This is a genomic window from Salinisphaera hydrothermalis C41B8 (assembly GCF_000732535.1).
Taxonomy (GTDB): Bacteria; Pseudomonadota; Gammaproteobacteria; order Nevskiales; family Salinisphaeraceae; genus Salinisphaera; species Salinisphaera hydrothermalis.
The window spans coordinates 76,677-93,096 of the sequence record NZ_APNK01000009.1; the positions used below are offsets into that span (position 1 = coordinate 76,677).

At 65.4% G+C, this 16,420-nt stretch carries 16 protein-coding genes; 11 read left to right on the plus strand and 5 right to left on the minus strand.

Features of this window, described 5'->3' with window-relative positions; genetic code table 11:
- Positions 1–87: 87 nt before the first annotated feature.
- Positions 88–1,026, minus strand: coding sequence for a sugar-binding transcriptional regulator (locus C41B8_RS08240; RefSeq protein ID WP_037336504.1), 939 nt, complete (start codon positions 1,024–1,026; stop codon positions 88–90).
- Positions 1,027–1,232: 206 nt separating this feature from the next.
- Here C41B8_RS08240 and C41B8_RS08245 point away from each other — a divergent pair, with 206 nt between their 5' ends.
- The 4 genes from C41B8_RS08245 (at position 1,233) to C41B8_RS08260 (ending at position 5,848) form a co-directional block, all read left to right on the plus strand.
- The gene (locus C41B8_RS08245; RefSeq protein WP_037336505.1) at positions 1,233–2,750 is read left to right on the plus strand and encodes a sugar ABC transporter ATP-binding protein; all 1,518 of its coding nucleotides are present in this window, start codon (positions 1,233–1,235) and stop codon (positions 2,748–2,750) included.
- 45 nt (positions 2,751–2,795) lie between these two features.
- Complete coding sequence (locus tag C41B8_RS08250; RefSeq protein WP_037336507.1) at positions 2,796–3,812, plus strand: ABC transporter permease; 1,017 nt, start codon at positions 2,796–2,798, stop codon at positions 3,810–3,812.
- A gap of 77 nt (positions 3,813–3,889) precedes the next feature.
- The gene (locus tag C41B8_RS08255; RefSeq protein ID WP_037336509.1) at positions 3,890–4,939 is read left to right on the plus strand and encodes a substrate-binding domain-containing protein; all 1,050 of its coding nucleotides are present in this window, start codon (positions 3,890–3,892) and stop codon (positions 4,937–4,939) included.
- Positions 4,940–5,077: 138 nt separating this feature from the next.
- Positions 5,078–5,848 carry an SDR family oxidoreductase gene (locus C41B8_RS08260; protein ID WP_353214941.1) on the plus strand — a complete coding sequence of 257 codons (771 nt, stop codon included), beginning with the start codon at positions 5,078–5,080 and terminating at the stop codon, positions 5,846–5,848.
- 73 nt (positions 5,849–5,921) lie between these two features.
- On the opposite strand, the gene aptA is transcribed toward C41B8_RS08260, so the two are convergent.
- Complete coding sequence (gene aptA, locus C41B8_RS08265; RefSeq protein ID WP_084188714.1) at positions 5,922–7,295, minus strand: omega-aminotransferase AptA; 1,374 nt, start codon at positions 7,293–7,295, stop codon at positions 5,922–5,924.
- A 214-nt stretch (positions 7,296–7,509) separates the two neighbouring features.
- Here aptA and C41B8_RS08270 point away from each other — a divergent pair, with 214 nt between their 5' ends.
- The gene (locus C41B8_RS08270) at positions 7,510–9,312 is read left to right on the plus strand and encodes a monovalent cation:proton antiporter-2 (CPA2) family protein (protein ID WP_037336512.1); all 1,803 of its coding nucleotides are present in this window, start codon (positions 7,510–7,512) and stop codon (positions 9,310–9,312) included.
- Positions 9,313–9,316: 4 nt separating this feature from the next.
- Here C41B8_RS08270 and C41B8_RS08275 read toward each other — a convergent pair whose 3' ends face one another.
- Positions 9,317–10,198, minus strand: coding sequence for a phosphatase PAP2 family protein (locus C41B8_RS08275; RefSeq protein ID WP_037336514.1), 882 nt, complete (start codon positions 10,196–10,198; stop codon positions 9,317–9,319).
- A 130-nt stretch (positions 10,199–10,328) separates the two neighbouring features.
- On the opposite strand from C41B8_RS08275, the gene C41B8_RS08280 reads away from it, so the two are divergent.
- The gene (locus tag C41B8_RS08280; RefSeq protein ID WP_037336517.1) at positions 10,329–11,123 is read left to right on the plus strand and encodes a DUF1206 domain-containing protein; all 795 of its coding nucleotides are present in this window, start codon (positions 10,329–10,331) and stop codon (positions 11,121–11,123) included.
- A gap of 10 nt (positions 11,124–11,133) precedes the next feature.
- Here C41B8_RS08280 and queA read toward each other — a convergent pair whose 3' ends face one another.
- Entirely contained in the window at positions 11,134–12,156 is a 1,023-nt protein-coding gene (gene queA, locus C41B8_RS08285; RefSeq protein WP_037336518.1) for a tRNA preQ1(34) S-adenosylmethionine ribosyltransferase-isomerase QueA, read from the minus strand.
- An 82-nt stretch (positions 12,157–12,238) separates the two neighbouring features.
- Between queA and C41B8_RS08290 the strand changes: the two genes are divergently transcribed.
- The 3 genes from C41B8_RS08290 to mscL are packed head-to-tail and all read left to right on the plus strand — an operon-like array spanning position 12,239 to position 13,794.
- Entirely contained in the window at positions 12,239–12,859 is a 621-nt protein-coding gene (locus C41B8_RS08290; RefSeq protein ID WP_198025122.1) for a glutathione S-transferase N-terminal domain-containing protein, read from the plus strand.
- Positions 12,860–12,897: 38 nt separating this feature from the next.
- The gene (locus C41B8_RS08295; protein ID WP_037336520.1) at positions 12,898–13,302 is read left to right on the plus strand and encodes a membrane protein; all 405 of its coding nucleotides are present in this window, start codon (positions 12,898–12,900) and stop codon (positions 13,300–13,302) included.
- A gap of 60 nt (positions 13,303–13,362) precedes the next feature.
- Positions 13,363–13,794 (plus strand): large-conductance mechanosensitive channel protein MscL, encoded by a 432-nt coding sequence (gene mscL, locus C41B8_RS08300; RefSeq protein WP_037336523.1) that lies wholly within the window; start codon positions 13,363–13,365, stop codon positions 13,792–13,794.
- Positions 13,795–13,814: 20 nt separating this feature from the next.
- On the opposite strand, the gene C41B8_RS08305 is transcribed toward mscL, so the two are convergent.
- The gene (locus C41B8_RS08305) at positions 13,815–14,264 is read right to left on the minus strand and encodes an SRPBCC family protein (RefSeq protein ID WP_037336524.1); all 450 of its coding nucleotides are present in this window, start codon (positions 14,262–14,264) and stop codon (positions 13,815–13,817) included.
- 194 nt (positions 14,265–14,458) lie between these two features.
- Here C41B8_RS08305 and C41B8_RS08310 point away from each other — a divergent pair, with 194 nt between their 5' ends.
- A complete protein-coding gene (locus C41B8_RS08310; RefSeq protein ID WP_156962480.1) occupies positions 14,459–14,854 on the plus strand; it encodes a hypothetical protein in 396 nt (131 codons plus the stop codon).
- A gap of 51 nt (positions 14,855–14,905) precedes the next feature.
- On the plus strand, positions 14,906–16,417 hold the full coding sequence (locus tag C41B8_RS08315) for a protein adenylyltransferase SelO (protein WP_037336528.1): 1,512 nt from the start codon (positions 14,906–14,908) through the stop codon (positions 16,415–16,417).
- Positions 16,418–16,420: the final 3 nt, after the last annotated feature.

The window sequence follows — 16,420 nt, forward strand, 5'->3', positions numbered from 1 at the left end:
ACGCATGAATGATGCGGCGATACGCGGCACCTGACCAGTGGTCATCCGGCGGGCGTGACGCGGTCGCGGCGAGCGCCGCGACCTTGGTCAGTCCGAAGCGAGCAGCTGTCGGGCGAGTGTGTCGTCGGTTACCAGCGTCTTGCCAATGCCAGCACGGAAGACCGCCAGTAAGGCTTCGGCTTTCTCGGCGCCGCCCACGGCGAGAATGAGGTTCGGAATCCGCAGGAGGTCCGGGTAGCCGAGCGCGAGCGTGCGATCATCCAGTGTGGTCACCAGCGACCCGTCGGCGCGCATGAACGTGCCCAACACCTCGGCCTTGACCCCGGCAGCGCTGAGCTGACGGCGATCCTCTGCGCTCAGGCTCTGCATCATCTGCGAGGCCGGTGGATCCCAGCTGCCGATCGCCACCGCGGCGACCGAAATCGAGCCGAACAGGCGGAATGCGGCCTCCACGCTGGGCTCCTTGCGCAGGCCATCCGCGGTCGCCTTGTCGCCGACCACCAGCGGCACGAAGATCGGATAGGCCTCGCCACCGCCGATTTCGCTCACCCGGCGCACCACGTCCAGTGAATTCTCGCTCGACGAGCCGACGATGCCGCCCATCTGGACCACAGTGCAGCGTGCCAGCTGCTCGATCTGCAGCGCCATGGCGCTGGTGGTTCGGCCCCAGCCGATCCCGAGCACATCGTCCGGCGAAACCAGTTCGCCGAGCAGGTTGGCGGCCGCCGCGCCGACACGCTGTCGAATGGCCGCGGGTTCCCGATCATGCTCGGACGAGCGCACCACGATGACCTGCTTGAGATCGAATTTGCGCTGCAGCTCGCGCGCCAGGCCGGTGTCGTAGGCCAGCGGCGCCTTGATGGTGAAACGCACGATGCCTTCCGAGACCGCGAGGTTGAGCAGACGCGCCACCTTGAAGCGCGACAGCCCGAGATCCTCGGCGATCACCGTCTTCGGTGCGCCGTCGATATAAAACCGCTGCGCGACGGTCGCAGCCAGAACGCCGGTGTCGGGATCGATGGGCATGGCGGTAAGGATAGCGTCTGCGACCAATAGGGCATAGCGCTCATATGAGCATTGTGTTGCTATTATGAGCACGAAAAGATGCCGGGCGCCACCGGCCGCCGTCATCGCCCATCCGATGGGCGCGACAGGGCAGGCGCTCGGCAGAAAACAACGGCCGATGCAGCCGAGCGCATTCATGGAGGAGCACGCGACAGGCGTGACAGGCGATGAGCGAGCCCATTCTCGAATGCCTTGAAATCGGCAAGCGCTTTGGTACCACCCCGGTGCTGAGCCGGATCGATCTGCGCCTGCAGATCGGTCGCGTGACCGCGCTCATGGGCGAGAACGGGGCCGGCAAGTCGACGCTGCTCAACATCATTGCCGGCCTGATCGCGCCGACCACCGGCGAGTTGCGGATCGACGGCGAGCCGGTGCGTGAGTTCACGCCCAGTGCCGGCCAGGCGCACGGCATTCAGATCGTTACCCAGGAACTGTCGCTGGTGCCGCATCTGACGGTGGCCGACAACATCTTCCTGGGCCGCGAGCTGACCGCCGGTTCCAAGCACGTCGGTTATCTGCAATCGCGCCGTATGTTCGACGAAGCCCAGGCGGCGATCGATGCCTTCGGTGTGCCGATCAACGCGCGGGATCGGGTCGAGCAGATCAGCCTGTCCTATGCCCAGATCGTCGAGATCATCCGGGCTTATCATCGCCGGCCGCGCATCCTCTTGCTCGACGAGCCGACGTCCTCGCTGACCAGCAACGAAACACAGCATCTGTTCGATATCGTCGACAAGCTGCGCGCCGACGGCACGACGGTCGTGTTCACCACCCACAAGATGGACGAGGTCGAACGGATGGCCGATGACATCGCGGTGTTGCGCGACGGCGAGATCACGTTGAAAGCCGCGGCGCGCGATCTGTCCTCGGCCGAGGTCGTCAATGCGATGGTGGGGCGCAAGCTGGCCGAGCAGCGGCTGGTATTGCCCGAGGTTGCGGATGTGCCGCCGGTGCTCGCGGTCGAACACTACGCCACGCGCGCGGCTGACGGCGGGGCCGATACGGCCTTCGATTTCGCGATTCGGCCCGGCGAGATCATCGGCCTGGCCGGCATCGCCGGGGCCGGGCGCACGGCGTTTCTCAAGTCGGTCTACGGTTTGCATCCCGCGCGCCAGGGGCGCGTGCGGCTGGCTGGCGCGGACTATGCCGATCGGTCGCCGTCGCGCTCACTGGCCCGTGGGTTGATCTATATCCCGGAAAGCCGCAAGGAGGCGGGCCTGGTGCTATCGCAGGGCATCGCCGCCAACGCGATCCTAGCCAATCTCGGCCGTTTTTCCGGCATCGCCGGCTGGCTCAAGACGTCGCGCGAACACGATGTCACGCGCGAAGCGCTGGAAGCGCTGCGCACCAAGTACGAATCCACGCGCGCGTCGGTCGCCCAGCTATCCGGCGGCAACCAGCAGAAAGCGCTGGTCGCGCGCTGCCTGATCGCCGACGACCCGAAGGTGCTGTTACTGGACGAGCCCACGCGCGGCATCGATGTCGGCGCCAAGGCCGATATCTACGAAATCATCGTCGAGTTGGCCCGCCACGGCGTGGCGATCGTGGTGTCGTCGTCGGAACTACCGGAGTTGATGACGCTGTCGCACCGCATCGCCGTATTCAAGGACGGCTTCATTGCCCGAACCTTCGAGCGTGACGCGTTCCAGGAGGCCGACATCGTCCGGACCGCGATCGGCGCATGACCGCGACGATTCGGCGAGCCCGCGGTTCAGAAAGAGGATGACCCAGTGAGTACTGCCCCGACATCGACCCAGAAACCGTCAGATGACGCCGCGACCGCGGCGCGTCGGCCGGCCTTTTTCAATCGCCAGCGGCTGGCCTCGCTGGTGGTCTGGATCGCGTTCGCCTGCTACGTGATCCCGCTGGCGATCGCCCAGCCGCAGTTCATCTCCTTCTACAACATCATCTCGATCCTGATGCTGATCTCGGTCTATGCCTTGATCGGCTTCGGCGAGGGCGTGGTGGTGCTCTCGGGCGGGATCGATCTGTCGGTGGGCAGCATCGTGGGCCTTGCCGGCGTGGTTGCGGCGGTGATTCTGACCGGGCATTCGGGGGTCGGCTGGTGTCTGGTGGCGATTGCCGGCGGCGTGCTGGCCGGTTTGCTCATCGGCGCCTTCAACGGCATCGCGGTAGCGCTGCTCAATATTCCGTCGTTCGTGGCCACGCTCGGCACGCTGTCGATCGCCCTCGGCGTCGGCTATGTCTTCAGCGCCGGGCAACAGATCTCGATCGACAACGATCCGTTTCTGAATATCTCGATCAACGCGTATTTCGGCATTCCGATTCCGATCTACATCATGTTCATCGTGTTTCTGCTGCTCTGGCTGGTGCTGTCGAAGACCCGCTTCGGCCGCTATATCTATGCCGTGGGCGGCAATATCCAGGCTGCCTTCGTCGCCGGCCTGCCGATCCGGCGCGTGCTGATTTCGGCGTTCGTGATCTCGGGCGGGCTGTCCGGGCTGGCGGGCGTACTGCTGGCCGCCCAGATCACCGCCGGTATCGCCTCGACCGGCTCCGGCTACGAACTCACCGCCATTGCGGCGCCGGTCATCGGCGGCATCAGCCTGGCCGGCGGCCGGGGCTCGATCGCCGGCGCGCTGTTCGGCGTGATCCTGCTGGGCACCATCGACAACGGCCTGACCATTCTCAATGTCTCGCCGTTCTATCAGCACATCATCCGCGGTTTCATCATCATCCTGGCGGTCTTTCTGGACACCATCGCCAGCCGAAGAAAGCTGGTCTGAGCGTCGGGATGAAGCGCTTTACAACAAACCACAGCCGATGGGGCTGTGATCTCGAGCGAGAAAACAGGAGGACGATCATGAAATCATCATTCATCAAGCGGGCCGGGGCCGCGCTGCTCGCGTTCGGCTGTGTGGCCCTGGCCGGGCCCGCGCTGGCAGCCCAGGCCAACAGTAACGACAGCAGCAAAAAGCCCGTGACGGTGGGCTTTACCGTCTATGCCATGTCGGGCTGGGTCTCCTCCGGCAAGGAAGGCGTGGACAAGGTGGCCAAGGCCAACAACGTCGACCTGCGCTGGGCCAGTGCGGACGGCTCGGTCGCCAGCCAGGTGGCCCAGGTCAAGCAGTTCATCTCGCAGAACGTGGACGCGATCATCATCGATCCGGTCGATTCTTCCGCGCTGGGCCCGCAGATCAAGGAAGCCCGTGATAAGGGCATCAAGGTGATCGGCACCAATGTGAAGATCTTCCCGCCGGGCGAACAGTATCTGACCTCCTACGTTGGCCCGGACGACGTGCTGGCCGGCGAGAACGAGACCAAGGCACTGGTCGAGAAGATCGGTGGCAAGGGCAATGTGGTGATCCTGAAGGGCCCGCTCGGCCAGTCGGCGACCATCGATCGCACGAAGGGCATCGAGAACGTGCTCAAGCAGCATCCGGGCATCAAAGTGTTGGCCCAGCGCCCGGGCGACTGGAAGCGCGAGGAAGGCTACAACATCACCGCTTCCTGGCTGTCGCGCTATGGCACCAAGATCGACGGCATCATTTCGGAGAACGACGACATGGCGGTCGGTGCGATCCGCGCCATGCGTCAGCGTCGTATCACCAACGTGCCGGTGGTCGGCGTGGATGGCATCGAGGCCGGCCTGAAGAACGTGGCCTCCGGTCGTCAGCTGGTCACCAATCTGCAGAATGCCCCGCTCCAGCTCGGCATGGCGCTGCAGGTTGCGGTCAACGCGGTGCACGGCCAGTCCGTGCCCAAGAAGATCATGATCCACATGCCGGTCGTGACCCACGATAACGCCGACAAGTACATGAAGCAGATGTACGACAACCGGCAGCAGTTCATCGACGGCCTGCCGGAGCTGATCAACAAGAACCTGGCCTCCGGCCACTACGGTCAGCAGTAAATCTTTCGGCGGCGCCGTGTTCGTCGGGTGACGGACACGGTGGCCGCCCGTCTCATTCGTCGTTCGTTCATCGGGTTTGCGCCCGGTGCGGGTTCGCTCGGGCCCGGGTCGGCGACGAGACGTTCATCCCACGCGGTGATTCCCATGGAATATCAAGGCTATGACAAGAATTTCGCGCTCACCGGCCGAACCGCGCTGATCACGGGCGGCGCGGCCGGTATCGGGCGTGCCATCGCCGAGCTGTATGTCGAAAAAGGCGCCCGGGTGGCGCTGGTCGACCGCAGTGAGCACGTCGCGGCCACTGCGGCCGAGCTCGGCGAGAACGCGGCGATCGGTATTCAGGCCGACGTGACCGACAGCGTCGACGTGCACGCGGCGGTCGAGCGGGTGGTGGCCGAATTCGGGCGTATCGACGTGCTGGTCAACAACGCCGGCGTGGTCGCGCTCGACTGGGCGGAAGAGCTCAGCGAGGCGGACTGGGACCTCACGCTGAACGTGAATCTCAAGGGCGTCTTCCTGATGTGCCAGACCGTGGGCCGGCATATGCTCGAATCCGGTGGCGGGCGCATCGTCAACATGGCGTCGCAGGCGGCCGAGGTCGCGCTCGACAAGCATCTGGCCTACTGCACGAGCAAGGCCGGCGTGGTCGGTCTGACCAAGGTGCTGGCTTCGGAATGGGGCCCGCGCAACGTCCGCGTCAACGCGATTTCGCCGACCGTCGCGCTGACCGAGCTTGGCCGCAAGGCATGGGCCGGTGAGGTCGGCGAACGGATGAAGGAAAAGATCCCGGCGCGGCGTTTCGTCTATCCGGAAGAAATCGCCGGCTGTGCGCTGTATCTGGCCAGCGACGCCGCCGACATGATCAACGGCGCCAACCTGGTCATCGACGGCGGCTACAGCATTCAGTAAACGCAAGCGGCGGGAGCCGTTCCCGCCGCGCGCATGCGATCAGCGTCAGAGCCGATTCCACTAGGGTCTGTTCTCAGTCGATGCTCGGGATGATATCGGCCAGCACATTGCAGATATGGTCGATATCGGCTTTTTCGGCGATGAAGGGCGGGCCGAGCTGGACCGTGTCGCCGCCGAAGCGGACATACAAGCCGCGATCCCAGGCCGCCATGGCGATCTGCCAGGGGCGCTTGCCGGGCTCGCCGGGCAGGGCTTCGATCTGGAAGGCGCCGGCCAGGCCCAGGTTGCGAATATCGACGATATGCTTCAACCCCTTGAGGTTGTGCAGCTGGTCCTCGAAATAAGGCGCGAGTTCGGCCGCCCGGGCGACCAGGCCATCGCGTTCCATCACGTCCAGCGCGGCCAGCCCCGCGGCACAGGCCAGCGGATGCGCCGAATAGGTATAGCCGTGGCGGAATTCGACGTCGTACTCCAGCGGTGACGTCTCCATGAACGCATCGTGGATGGCGTCGGTGACCGCGACCGCGCCCATCGGGACCGAGCCATTGGTGATGTTCTTGGCCATGGTAAGGATGTCCGGCGTCACGCCGAACAGCTCGGCGCCGAAGGTCGCCCCCAGCCGGCCGAAGCCGGTCAGCACCTCGTCGAAGATCAACAGGATGTCGTGTTTACGACAGATCGCGGCCAGACGCTCCAGATAACCCTTCGGCGGCACGATCACGCCCGCCGAGCCGCTCATGGGCTCGACCATCACGGCGGCGATGGTCTCGGCCCCGGCGTCCTGAATCTGTTGTTCCAGCACGTCGGCCAGATCCGCGCCGTGCTCGGGGCAGCCGCGCGAGAAACGATTTTCCTCGAGCAGCGTATGCGGCAGATGGCCGGTGGCCATCAGCTCGCCGAAGCCGGCCCGATTCGGTTCGATGCCGCCGACGCTGGTGCCGCCGACATTGACGCCGTGATACCCCTTCACCCGGCCGATCAGTCGGTTCTTCTCCGGGCGGCCGCGACGGGCCCAGTAGCCCTTGGCGATCTTGATCGCGGTATCGGCCGATTCCGAGCCCGAGTTGGTGAAAAACACGTGATCGAGCCCGGCCGGGGTGAACTGCTTCACCCGATTGGCCAGTTCGAAGCCCAGTGGATGGGCGTACTGAAACGGGGGCGCGTAATCGAGCGTGCGCGCGGCCTCGGCGATCGCCTCGGCGATTTCGGGCCGGCCGTGTCCGAAGCTGGCACACCACAGGCCGGACAGCGTGTCGTATTTCTTGGAACCGTCCTCGGCGGTGTAATAACAGCCCGCGGCGCCAACCAGTAGGCGCCGTTTCGACTTGAATTCGCGATTGGACGTGAACGGCATCCAGAAGGCTTCCATATCCGCGTCGGACAGCCGTTCGGCGCGGGCGCGCCAATCCGAAGAGACAGGGCGTTGAAACTGAGGCTGGGACGCCATGAGGGAATCACCGGTTTGGGAGATGGATAACGGAGCGGATCGGGTTGGAGCCCTTAGCCATTTGACGCCGTACCGCCGCCCGGATGCAACTCGGGTCTGTGTCGCACCCCGGCGGCGCCCGAGCGCCTCGAATGCACTCGGCTAGGGGTCGTGCGAAACCGCAACAAGCTCTAAGCTTGACCGGAGTGCGGGGTTTGAATCCGGGAGCAAGAGCTTGAGTGTCTCGCTGGTCGAAGTGGTGATCTTCCTTGCGGCCGCGGTCATCGCCGTGCCGATCGCTCAGAAGCTGCGGCTGGGCTCGGTGCTCGGTTATCTGCTGGCCGGTATGGTGATCGGGCCATGGGGTTTCGGCCTGATTGGCCAGGTCGACGAAGTGCTGCATCTGGCCGAGTTCGGCGTGGTGTTCCTGCTATTCATCATCGGGCTGGAAATGCAGCCACGACGTCTATGGGCGTTGCGCAAGGTGATCGTGGGGCTCGGCGGACTGCAGGTGCTGGCGACCGGCGTCGCGCTGTCGCTGGCGGCGGCGTGGATCATGCATCTGCCGCCGGCGCCGGCCGCAGTGGCCGGTTTCTCGCTGGCGCTGTCGTCGACCGCGTTTGCCCTGCAGATGCTGGGCGAGCGCGGTGAGCTCACCTCGCGCCATGGCCGCTCGTCGTTCGCGATCCTGCTGTTCCAGGATCTGGCGGTGATTCCCATCCTCGCGCTGCTGCCGTTGCTATCCATCGGTACGACCGAGATATCGCTGCTCGGCGGTATCGAGAAGACGGCCAAGGCGGCAGCCGTAATCGCCGGTTTGGTGATCGGCGGCCACTATGTTCTCAAGCCGGTGCTGCGCGTGGTGGCCGCCACACGCATGCAGGAAATCTTCATCGCCATGACGCTGCTGATCGTGGTCGGCACGGCCGCGGTCATGGAAGCTGCGGGTATCTCGGTAGCGCTGGGCGCGTTCGTCGCCGGGGTGCTGCTCGCCGATTCCGAATATCGGCACGAACTCGAAGCCAACGTCGATCCGTTCAAGGATCTGTTGCTGGGTCTGTTTTTCATTGCCGTGGGCATGTCGATCAACCTGGGCCTGTTCGCCTCTCACCCCGGTTATCTGATCGCGCTGACGCTCGGTCTGGTGGCGGTCAAGGGCGCGATTCTGGCCGTACTCGCCCGCCGACAAGGGCTGTCGTGGGCGGCGTCGCGTAATCTGGCCGCTTATCTCGGTCAGGGCGGTGAATTCGCCTTCGTCATCCTGTCCACGGCGGTGGCCGGCGGCTTGTTCGTACAGCCGGAGGCCGACGTGCTGGTGGCGACGGTGACATTGTCGATGGTGCTCACGCCGTTCGCGGTTCAGGGCGTGGCCTGGTTCAACGCGCGCCGCGCCCCGGCGGATCAAACGCCGGACTACGAAACGCCGGCGGAATCCGAGCATCCGGTGATTATCGCCGGCTTCGGGCGCGTGGGCGGGATCATCGCCCGCATGCTGCGCGCCAAGCGCATCGGCTTCGTGGCGCTGGAGGCCAACCCCGCCCAGGTGGATTTCGTTCGCCGCTTCGGCGCCAAGGTGTATTACGGCGATGCCTCGCGGGTCGACATGCTGCGCGCCGCTCGTGCCGAGGAGGCCCGCGTGCTGGTGCTGGCGATCGCCGACGTGGAGGTTTCGCTGCGTACCGTGCATATGGTGCAGACCCATTTCCCGCATCTCACCATCGTGGCGCGGGCGCGTGATCGCCAGCATGCCTATCGGCTCATGGATCTGGGGGTGACGGTCTTCCAGCGCGATACGTTCCTGTCCAGCATTGCTCTGGCTGGCGACACCATGCGGGCGCTGGGCATGCGTCGCGAGGAGGTCGAGCGCGCACAGAAGACCTTCAAGGCGCACGACGAGGCGCGCCTGGCCGAGCATTACGAAGTCGCCAACGACGAAGATCGTCTGGCCAAGCGCGTACGCGAGGCCGCAGTCGAGTTGGAGGAACTGTTCGAGCGTGACGAACTGGCCGCCGAGCCCGATGAATCCGGCGGGCGCTGAGCGTTCAGCGCCGGACGGCGCGGTCGTTGAGGTATTCGGTCAATGCAAACCCCGCCAGCAGCCAGAATCCGCCGACCAGCAGGCCGGCGGCCACGTCGCTGGTGAAATGCACCGACAACAGAAGCCGGCTGAACGCAATCAGGGCAATCAGTGCGCCGCACCAATAGACCAGTTCGAAGCGCAGTCGAGTGCTGGGCAACACGCGTGCGATCGCATAGGCGATAAAGCCGTAGACGGCCATCGAGCCGGTGGCGTGCCCACTGGGAAACGAGGGCGTGATGGCACTGGCGAAGGTCAGAAAATCCGGACGCGGCCGATCGACGGCGTACTTGCCGACATAGGTCAGCGTTTCCGACCCCAGCACGGTCAGCAACAGCCCGGGAATATAAGTCGTACGCCGATCCGCCCAGAGAAAGGCGGTGGCAACCAATACGACGGCGACCAGCGTAGGAATATCGGCCAAATGCGTAATCTGGGCGAAGACATGCAGCAGATCGCTGTTGCGCAACGGCGCCAGGGCCGCGTTGACGTGGGCATCGAAGTGCACGATTTCTTCGCGTTCGATGACGTCCTCGGCCAGATCGCTACCGAGCGAGGCCAGATAGCCAGCCAGGATCACCATCAGTGTCAGCGGCAGCCCGGTGAAGCGGTCGGTGGCGAAGCGGGCGGCCACCCAGGCGCTCGTGCGCGGAAAGCGAGCGCTGAGGGTATCGGCAAGAAAGCGCCGCCCGGGCAAGGCTCGGCCGGTACGGCTAGCGGCCCGGCGGGTGGCCGGCGTGGCCCGGCGAATCGCCCACCAGACTAAACCGGCGACCAGTCGGCCGACGACCAGCAACAACGCAAGTAGGCCGAGCAACCACCAGAATGACAGTGTGGGGTCCGACACGAGGACTCTTTCTGCGACAGCGGGTGAATGCGTCAGTATACGGATCACGCGTGTTCGCGGGGTTTGTTAGCATCCGCCGTGATGCGCGCCACGATTCGGTGGCCGTTGCCATCGGGGATGCCACCGCAGCATGAAATGGACGCGAACGACCGTGCGCTGGCTGGCTCGCGTGGGCTATGCCGCGCGCGGGTTGGTCTACCTCGTCTTCGGGGGACTCGCACTACATGCCGCCTGGGAGCTGTCCGAGGCCGAGGACGTGCGTGGCAGCCTCAAGGCGATTCACCAGGAACCCGGCGGCGCCCTGGTGCTGCTCGCCCTGGCGGCGGGACTGGCCGCCTACGGCGCCTGGCGTCTGGTGCAGTCCACCCTGGATGTCGATCATCACGGCTGGGGACCGAAGGCGCTCGCCGTACGCGGCGGGCTGCTGGTGAGCGCGTTCAGCCACGCCTCGCTGGCCTGGGCCGGCATCAAGATTTCCATGGACTGGTCGAGCGGTTCGAGCCAGCCGGTCCAGCACGCCGTCTCCGCCACCTTCGACTGGCCGTATGGGCGGGAACTGGTGGCGGTGCTCGGCATTGTCATCATCGGGGCCGGCGTGGCGCATCTGCACAAGGCAGCGGTGGCCGGCTTTCGCAAGTGGTTCGATGCCTGGCCTGGCGCCATGTGGTGGATCGATCCGGTCAGCCGTATCGGTTTATCGGCGCGCGGTTTGTTGTTCCTCGGCATCGGCGGCTTCGTGATCTATTCCGCGATCACCCTCGACCCGAGCGATGCCAAGGGCGTACAGGGGCTGCTGGTTTGGGTACAGCAGCACGGCTATGGCCGGATCGTGCTGGCGGTCTGGGCCGTCGGCGTGATGTTGTTCGGCTGCTACAGCCTGATCGAGGCCTTCGTGCGCCGGGTCGGGCTCGGGGCCAAGGTCTGAGCGGCCTGCTTCAGCGGATCAACATGGCATCGCCATAGCTCAGAAATCGATAGCCCGCCTCGACGGCGTGGGCATAGGCTGCCAGAACGTTATCGCGGCCGGCAAAGGCCGAGATCAGCATCAGCAGGCTCGACTGCGGTTCGTGGAAGTTGGTGAAGATGGCGTCCACCGCGTGGAACGTATCGCCGGGCTTGAGAAACAGCTGGGTTTCACCCTGATATGGGCCGAGCTGGTCGCCGTTGGCGCGCGCGGCCGTCTCCAGGCTGCGTACGGCGGTGGTGCCGACGGCGATCACGCGGCCACCGGCGGCGCGTGCCGCGGCGGCCTGTTCGCATAATAAGGCGTCGACCTGCAGGCGTTCGGCGTGCAGCGTCTGTTGCCGTACATCGCCTTCGCGCAGACGCTGATAGGTCCCCGAGCCGACATGCAGCGTGACATAGCCGAAATTCACGCCGCGCGCGGCCAGCGCATCGAGCAGCACCTCGTCGAAATGCAGGCCGGCGGTGGGCGCGGCCACTGCGCCGTCATGCCGGGCCCAGACCGTCTGGTAGCGCTCGCGGTCGGTGATTTCGTCCGGCCGGCGGATATACGGCGGCAGCGGCATGTGCCCATGCGCATCGAGCAGATCGTGGACCGAGGCGTCGCCGTCGAGCGCCAGCGTATACAGCTCGCCGTGGCGGGCGGCCACGCTCAGGCGATAATCGCCGATCCGGATTTCGGCCTCGGCGCGCGGCGGTTTGTTGGCGCGGATCTTGGCGGTGAGGCGACGACTGTCGAGAATGCGTTCCAGCATCACTTCGACCGCGCCGCCCGTCGCCTTGTGCCCATGCATGCGCGCGGCCAGTACGCGCGTATCGTTGAACACCAGCAGATCGTGCGGGTCGAGCAGGGCCGGTAGATCCACGACGCGGCGATCATCGACGGCGCCGCTTTGCCGATCGAGCGCGAGCAGGCGCGAGGCGCGACGCTCGGCGAGCGGCGCCTGGGCGATCGACGCCTCGGGCAGAACATAATCGAAATCGCGCTTGTCCATGATCTTCGTCCGGCGATGGCGCCGCGATTGTGGCGTCGCCGCGCCTTGTGGACAAGCCGTAGTGTCCGCGGCGTCATGCGGTATGATCGAAATCATGCTGTATCTGTACGAGTACGAAGGCTGTCCGTTCTGCGGCCGGGTGCGCGCTGCGTTGATGGAGCGCGTGCTCGAGGCCGTGGTCTTTCCCTGCCCGCGAGGCGGGCGGCGATTTCGCCCCCAGGCCGAATCCGTAGGCGGGCGCCAGCAGTTCCCCCTGCTGGTCGACGATGCCCATGACACGGTGTTGTATGAATCCGGCGACATCATCCGCTACCTCGATGCGCTCGATCGGCCGGACGTTGCCGCGGCCGGCGCGCTGGGCGTGACCGCCGGGGCTGCGGTGCGCGGGTCATACGGCATGCAGGTGGCCGACGCGCGTGGCCGAACGCCGCCGGAATGGCTGCTCGAACTGTTCAGTGACGAGCGCAGCTCGCATGCCGGGGCCGTGCGCGGCCTGTTGGCAGCGCTGGAGTTGCCTTATGTGCTGCGCAGCCCGTACGCGCTGGCCGATGCGCCGGCGCCGGCCGAGTGGATACGGCGAAGCGCGCCGGCCGATGTCGATGCCGGGCGTCCGCCGGTCCCTACCTTGATCGATCCGAACACCGAACAGGCGCTGTTCGCGGCCGCCGAAATCGCCGATCATCTGAAAACGCATTACGCCTGAGCGCGCCGTCGCATCCGTCGGCGCCGGAGATTGTTCTCATGTGGAATCGTCGAGCGCTGATTGTCGCGGCCGTGCTGGGCCTGGCCGGCTGCGCAAGCCAGAAACCCGTGCTCTATAGCCGCGGTGGTGGTATGCCGCCGGGCGGGCATCAGGCCGTTTCGGATTGTACCCAGCAGGCCAAGGCGGCGGGACTGGATTATTCCAAGGGCCGCATCGGTCGCAACGCCGTCGAAAACGGCGCCGTGGGCGGTGCCGGCGGCGCGGTGGCCGGCGCGATCTACGGCAATGCGGCAACCGGAGCCGCGGCCGGGGCGGCCGGCGGCGTGGCGGCCGGTCTGGTCCGCGATATGTTCCATCACGACAATGGCCCGGCGCCGGCCTATCGGGCCTATGTGAATCGCTGTCTGCGCGATCGCGGTTACCAGCCGATCGGCTGGAATTAACGCCCCGATCGCGCCCCGGCAGCGCTAAACTGATATGACCAATCCAGCCGGACAGACATCATGAGCTTCTGGAGCGAGTTCAAGAGCTTCGCGGTGCGAGGCAATGTGATCGATCTAGCGGTCGGTGTGGTCGTCGGCGGTGCGTTCGGCAAGATCGTGACCTCGTTGGTCAACGATATCGTCACGCCGCCTTTGGGCATTCTGATCGGCGGCGTGGATTTCGCCAATCTCAAATTCACCCTGCGCCATGCGGTCGGCACCCAGCCGGCGGTGACGATCAACTACGGCAGCTTTATCCAGACGATGATCAATTTCGTAATCATCGCCTTTGCGATCTTCGTCGTGATCCGGATGCTCAACAAGCTCAAGCGCAAGGAAGCCGAGGCGCCCAGCCTGCCGCCGGCACCTTCGCGCGAGGAAGTGCTGCTGACCGAGATTCGGGACGCGCTGCGCGAGCGCAACGCGTCCGACAGCCCGGGTAGCGAACGCTAGCCGGGCCTCGTGGCCGGGTTTTAGCCGCCCAGCCGCCGCGCCCAGATCTCGAGCGCGCCGCGATAGGCCAGACGCATCTGGGCCGCGAACACCGACGCCGTGAGTTCGGCGCCGAACGGCGTGGTGCCGCGCAGGCGCGAAGTCCAGTGGACCCGGGTGCGATTGCCGTCGCTACCCAGCGGCTGGAGCATGATGCGCGCGCCGATGTGATCGATCGGCAACGGGCATTCGATGATGCGATAGCCGAGCGACTCGCCGGGTTTGTATTCGGTGATGCGTTCGACCAGACGGATCGCCGGCAGCTGGATCACTCGCTCCGCGCCGACGCCGCCGCGCTCGGTTTCACCGGGTGTACGTAGCGAGACCGAGCGTATGCCCGGCAAGCTGGCATAGCCGGCATGATCGGCAATGACATCGAAAATCGTGGCCGCATCGGCTTCGAAATCACGGCTGACGTGTAGCGTTTGCATGACTCGATTCGCGTGAAAAGAGGCGCATCCTAGCGCGTTTTCGCCCGCTCTGTCGTCAGGCGTTGCCGCAGCGCGGGCAAGCGCGAGCCCGATGGGCGAGGTGAGCGGCGAACGAGCGGGCCCGAACGCGGTGCTCGTACGACGCATTCACAAGGCCTAAACTATAATTCGAACCCATCTCGCGGGGAATGACGATGAACACAGGCTCCACGATAGGGCGCGCCCTGGTGGCCGCTACCGGCTTGTTGATGTTGGCGGCCTGTATGGATCATCCGCCACCGCCGCGCCATCCCGGCCCGTACAAGAACCCGGTCGACGCTTTCGATGCGACGGACGCGCCTTATGATCCCAGCGGGCCGCAGGGTGCGAGCGGGCCGCTATCCGGCGACCTCGCGCATTTGCGTGATGCACGCGAGGCTTATGAGCACAGTCAGGCGGTTCAAGCCGCGCAGCGGCGCGATCAGCAGGAAAAATGCCGTCAGCAGCCCAACGCCAAGCTGGTGCACATCAACGACGGCACGGGCGATCCGGATGCCGTGTATTGCCAGACGCCGCCGGACGAGCCTTCAAGCGACAGCGACGGGCAGTAGGTCGACCGTCCGGGGCTTGCATGAGCCTGCAGGCGTCGCCAGCGTCGACGGATGAGCACGAATCAGAAAACACGCGACCTCTGGGCACTCGATTGGCGTAACCGCGGCGCGGCCATGGGCGAGCCCTGGTATACGCAACAACAGCCGACGGCCATCGACGCACCGTATCCGGTGGCGTTCAACGACGATGTGGCCGCGCTACTGGATATCGACGCCGATCGGGCGCGCCGCGAGGGCTATGCCGAGGTGCTGTCCGGCAACCGCGTCCCGGAGGGCGCGGCGCCGGTGTCGCATCGCTACGGCGGGCATCAGTTCGGCATCTGGGCGGGCCAGCTGGGCGACGGCCGGGCGATCACGCTGGGGGATGTCGTCAACGCCCGTGGGCAGGTTTACGACATCCAGCTCAAGGGCGCGGGCAAGACCCCTTATTCACGGTTTGCCGACGGCCGGGCCGTGCTGCGCTCGACGGTGCGCGAGTATCTGGGCAGCGAAGCGCTGGCGGCCCTCGGTATTCCGACCACACGCGCGCTGGCCATCGTCGGCAGCCAGGCACCGGTTTATCGTGAAACAGTCGAGACCTCGGCCATACTGACTCGGGTCGCGCCGTCGCTAGTGCGTTTCGGCAGCTTCGAAATGCTGTTCTACAACCGGCAGTTCGACGAGCTCGCACCGTTGGCCGATCACGTTATCGCCACACATCATCCGCGAATCGCCGCGATCGAAAATACCCATGAGCGCTATCGTGCCTGGGTCGAACACGTGATCGCCGTAACCGCCGAACTGGTGGCCGACTGGCAGGCCGTGGGCTTCTGTCATGGCGTGCTGAATACCGACAACATGTCGGTGCTGGGGCTGACGCTGGACTATGGCCCGTTCGGTTTCATGGACAGCTTTGACCCGCAGTGGATCTGCAACCATACCGACGAAGGCGGCCGCTATACCTATCAGCAGCAGCCGGCCGTCGGGCTGTGGAACCTCGGCCGTTTCGTGCAGGCCATCCTGCCGTTGCTGGCGGACGAGCCGGATGCGGCGGTGGAGATCGGCCAGGCGTTGCTCGAGCGTTATCGCGGCCAGTTCGACGAGGCATATCAGGCCCGCATGCGCGCCAAGCTCGGCCTGCTCGAGACGGTCGAGGGCGATGCTGAACTGAGCGAGCGCCTGCTCAAGCGCATGGCGGCCGACGGCGCCGATTTCACGCGCACCTTCCGGGCGCTTGGCCATGTCTCGGCCGACCCGCAGGCGACCGGCGCGCCTTTCGTGGATGAGTTTGTCGATCGCGACGGCGCGCACGAGTGGCTGGCCGACTGGCGTGCCCGGCTCGGCAACACGAGCGAGGACGACGCCGCGCGCGCCGAGCGCATGCGACTGACCAATCCGAAGTATGTGCTGCGGAATTATCTGGCGCAGCACGCCATCGAGCGCGCCCAGGACGGGGACTACAGCGAAATCGAACGCCTGCACGCGATTTTGCGCCACCCCTTCGACGAGCAGCCGGAACATGCAGACTATGCGCGCCTGCCGCCGGACTGGGCGCGGGGGCTGGTGTTGAGCTGTTCGTCATAAAAG

Bases quoted from the DNA above. Each gene is read 5' to 3' on its own strand.
- C41B8_RS08255 (WP_037336509.1), top strand. From the start codon at position 3,890: ATGAAATCATCATTCATCAAGCGGGCCGGGGCCGCGCTGCTCGCGTTC.
- C41B8_RS08290 (WP_198025122.1), top strand. From the start codon at position 12,239: ATGATCGAAATCATGCTGTATCTGTACGAGTACGAAGGCTGTCCGTTC.
- C41B8_RS08310 (WP_156962480.1), top strand. From the start codon at position 14,459: ATGAACACAGGCTCCACGATAGGGCGCGCCCTGGTGGCCGCTACCGGC.
- C41B8_RS08240 (WP_037336504.1), bottom strand. From the start codon at position 1,026: ATGCCCATCGATCCCGACACCGGCGTTCTGGCTGCGACCGTCGCGCAG.
- C41B8_RS08315 (WP_037336528.1), top strand. From the start codon at position 14,906: ATGAGCACGAATCAGAAAACACGCGACCTCTGGGCACTCGATTGGCGT.
- C41B8_RS08295 (WP_037336520.1), top strand. From the start codon at position 12,898: ATGTGGAATCGTCGAGCGCTGATTGTCGCGGCCGTGCTGGGCCTGGCC.
- C41B8_RS08245 (WP_037336505.1), top strand. From the start codon at position 1,233: ATGAGCGAGCCCATTCTCGAATGCCTTGAAATCGGCAAGCGCTTTGGT.
- aptA (WP_084188714.1), bottom strand. From the start codon at position 7,295: ATGGCGTCCCAGCCTCAGTTTCAACGCCCTGTCTCTTCGGATTGGCGC.
- mscL (WP_037336523.1), top strand. From the start codon at position 13,363: ATGAGCTTCTGGAGCGAGTTCAAGAGCTTCGCGGTGCGAGGCAATGTG.
- queA (WP_037336518.1), bottom strand. From the start codon at position 12,156: ATGGACAAGCGCGATTTCGATTATGTTCTGCCCGAGGCGTCGATCGCC.
- C41B8_RS08305 (WP_037336524.1), bottom strand. From the start codon at position 14,264: ATGCAAACGCTACACGTCAGCCGTGATTTCGAAGCCGATGCGGCCACG.
- C41B8_RS08280 (WP_037336517.1), top strand. From the start codon at position 10,329: ATGAAATGGACGCGAACGACCGTGCGCTGGCTGGCTCGCGTGGGCTAT.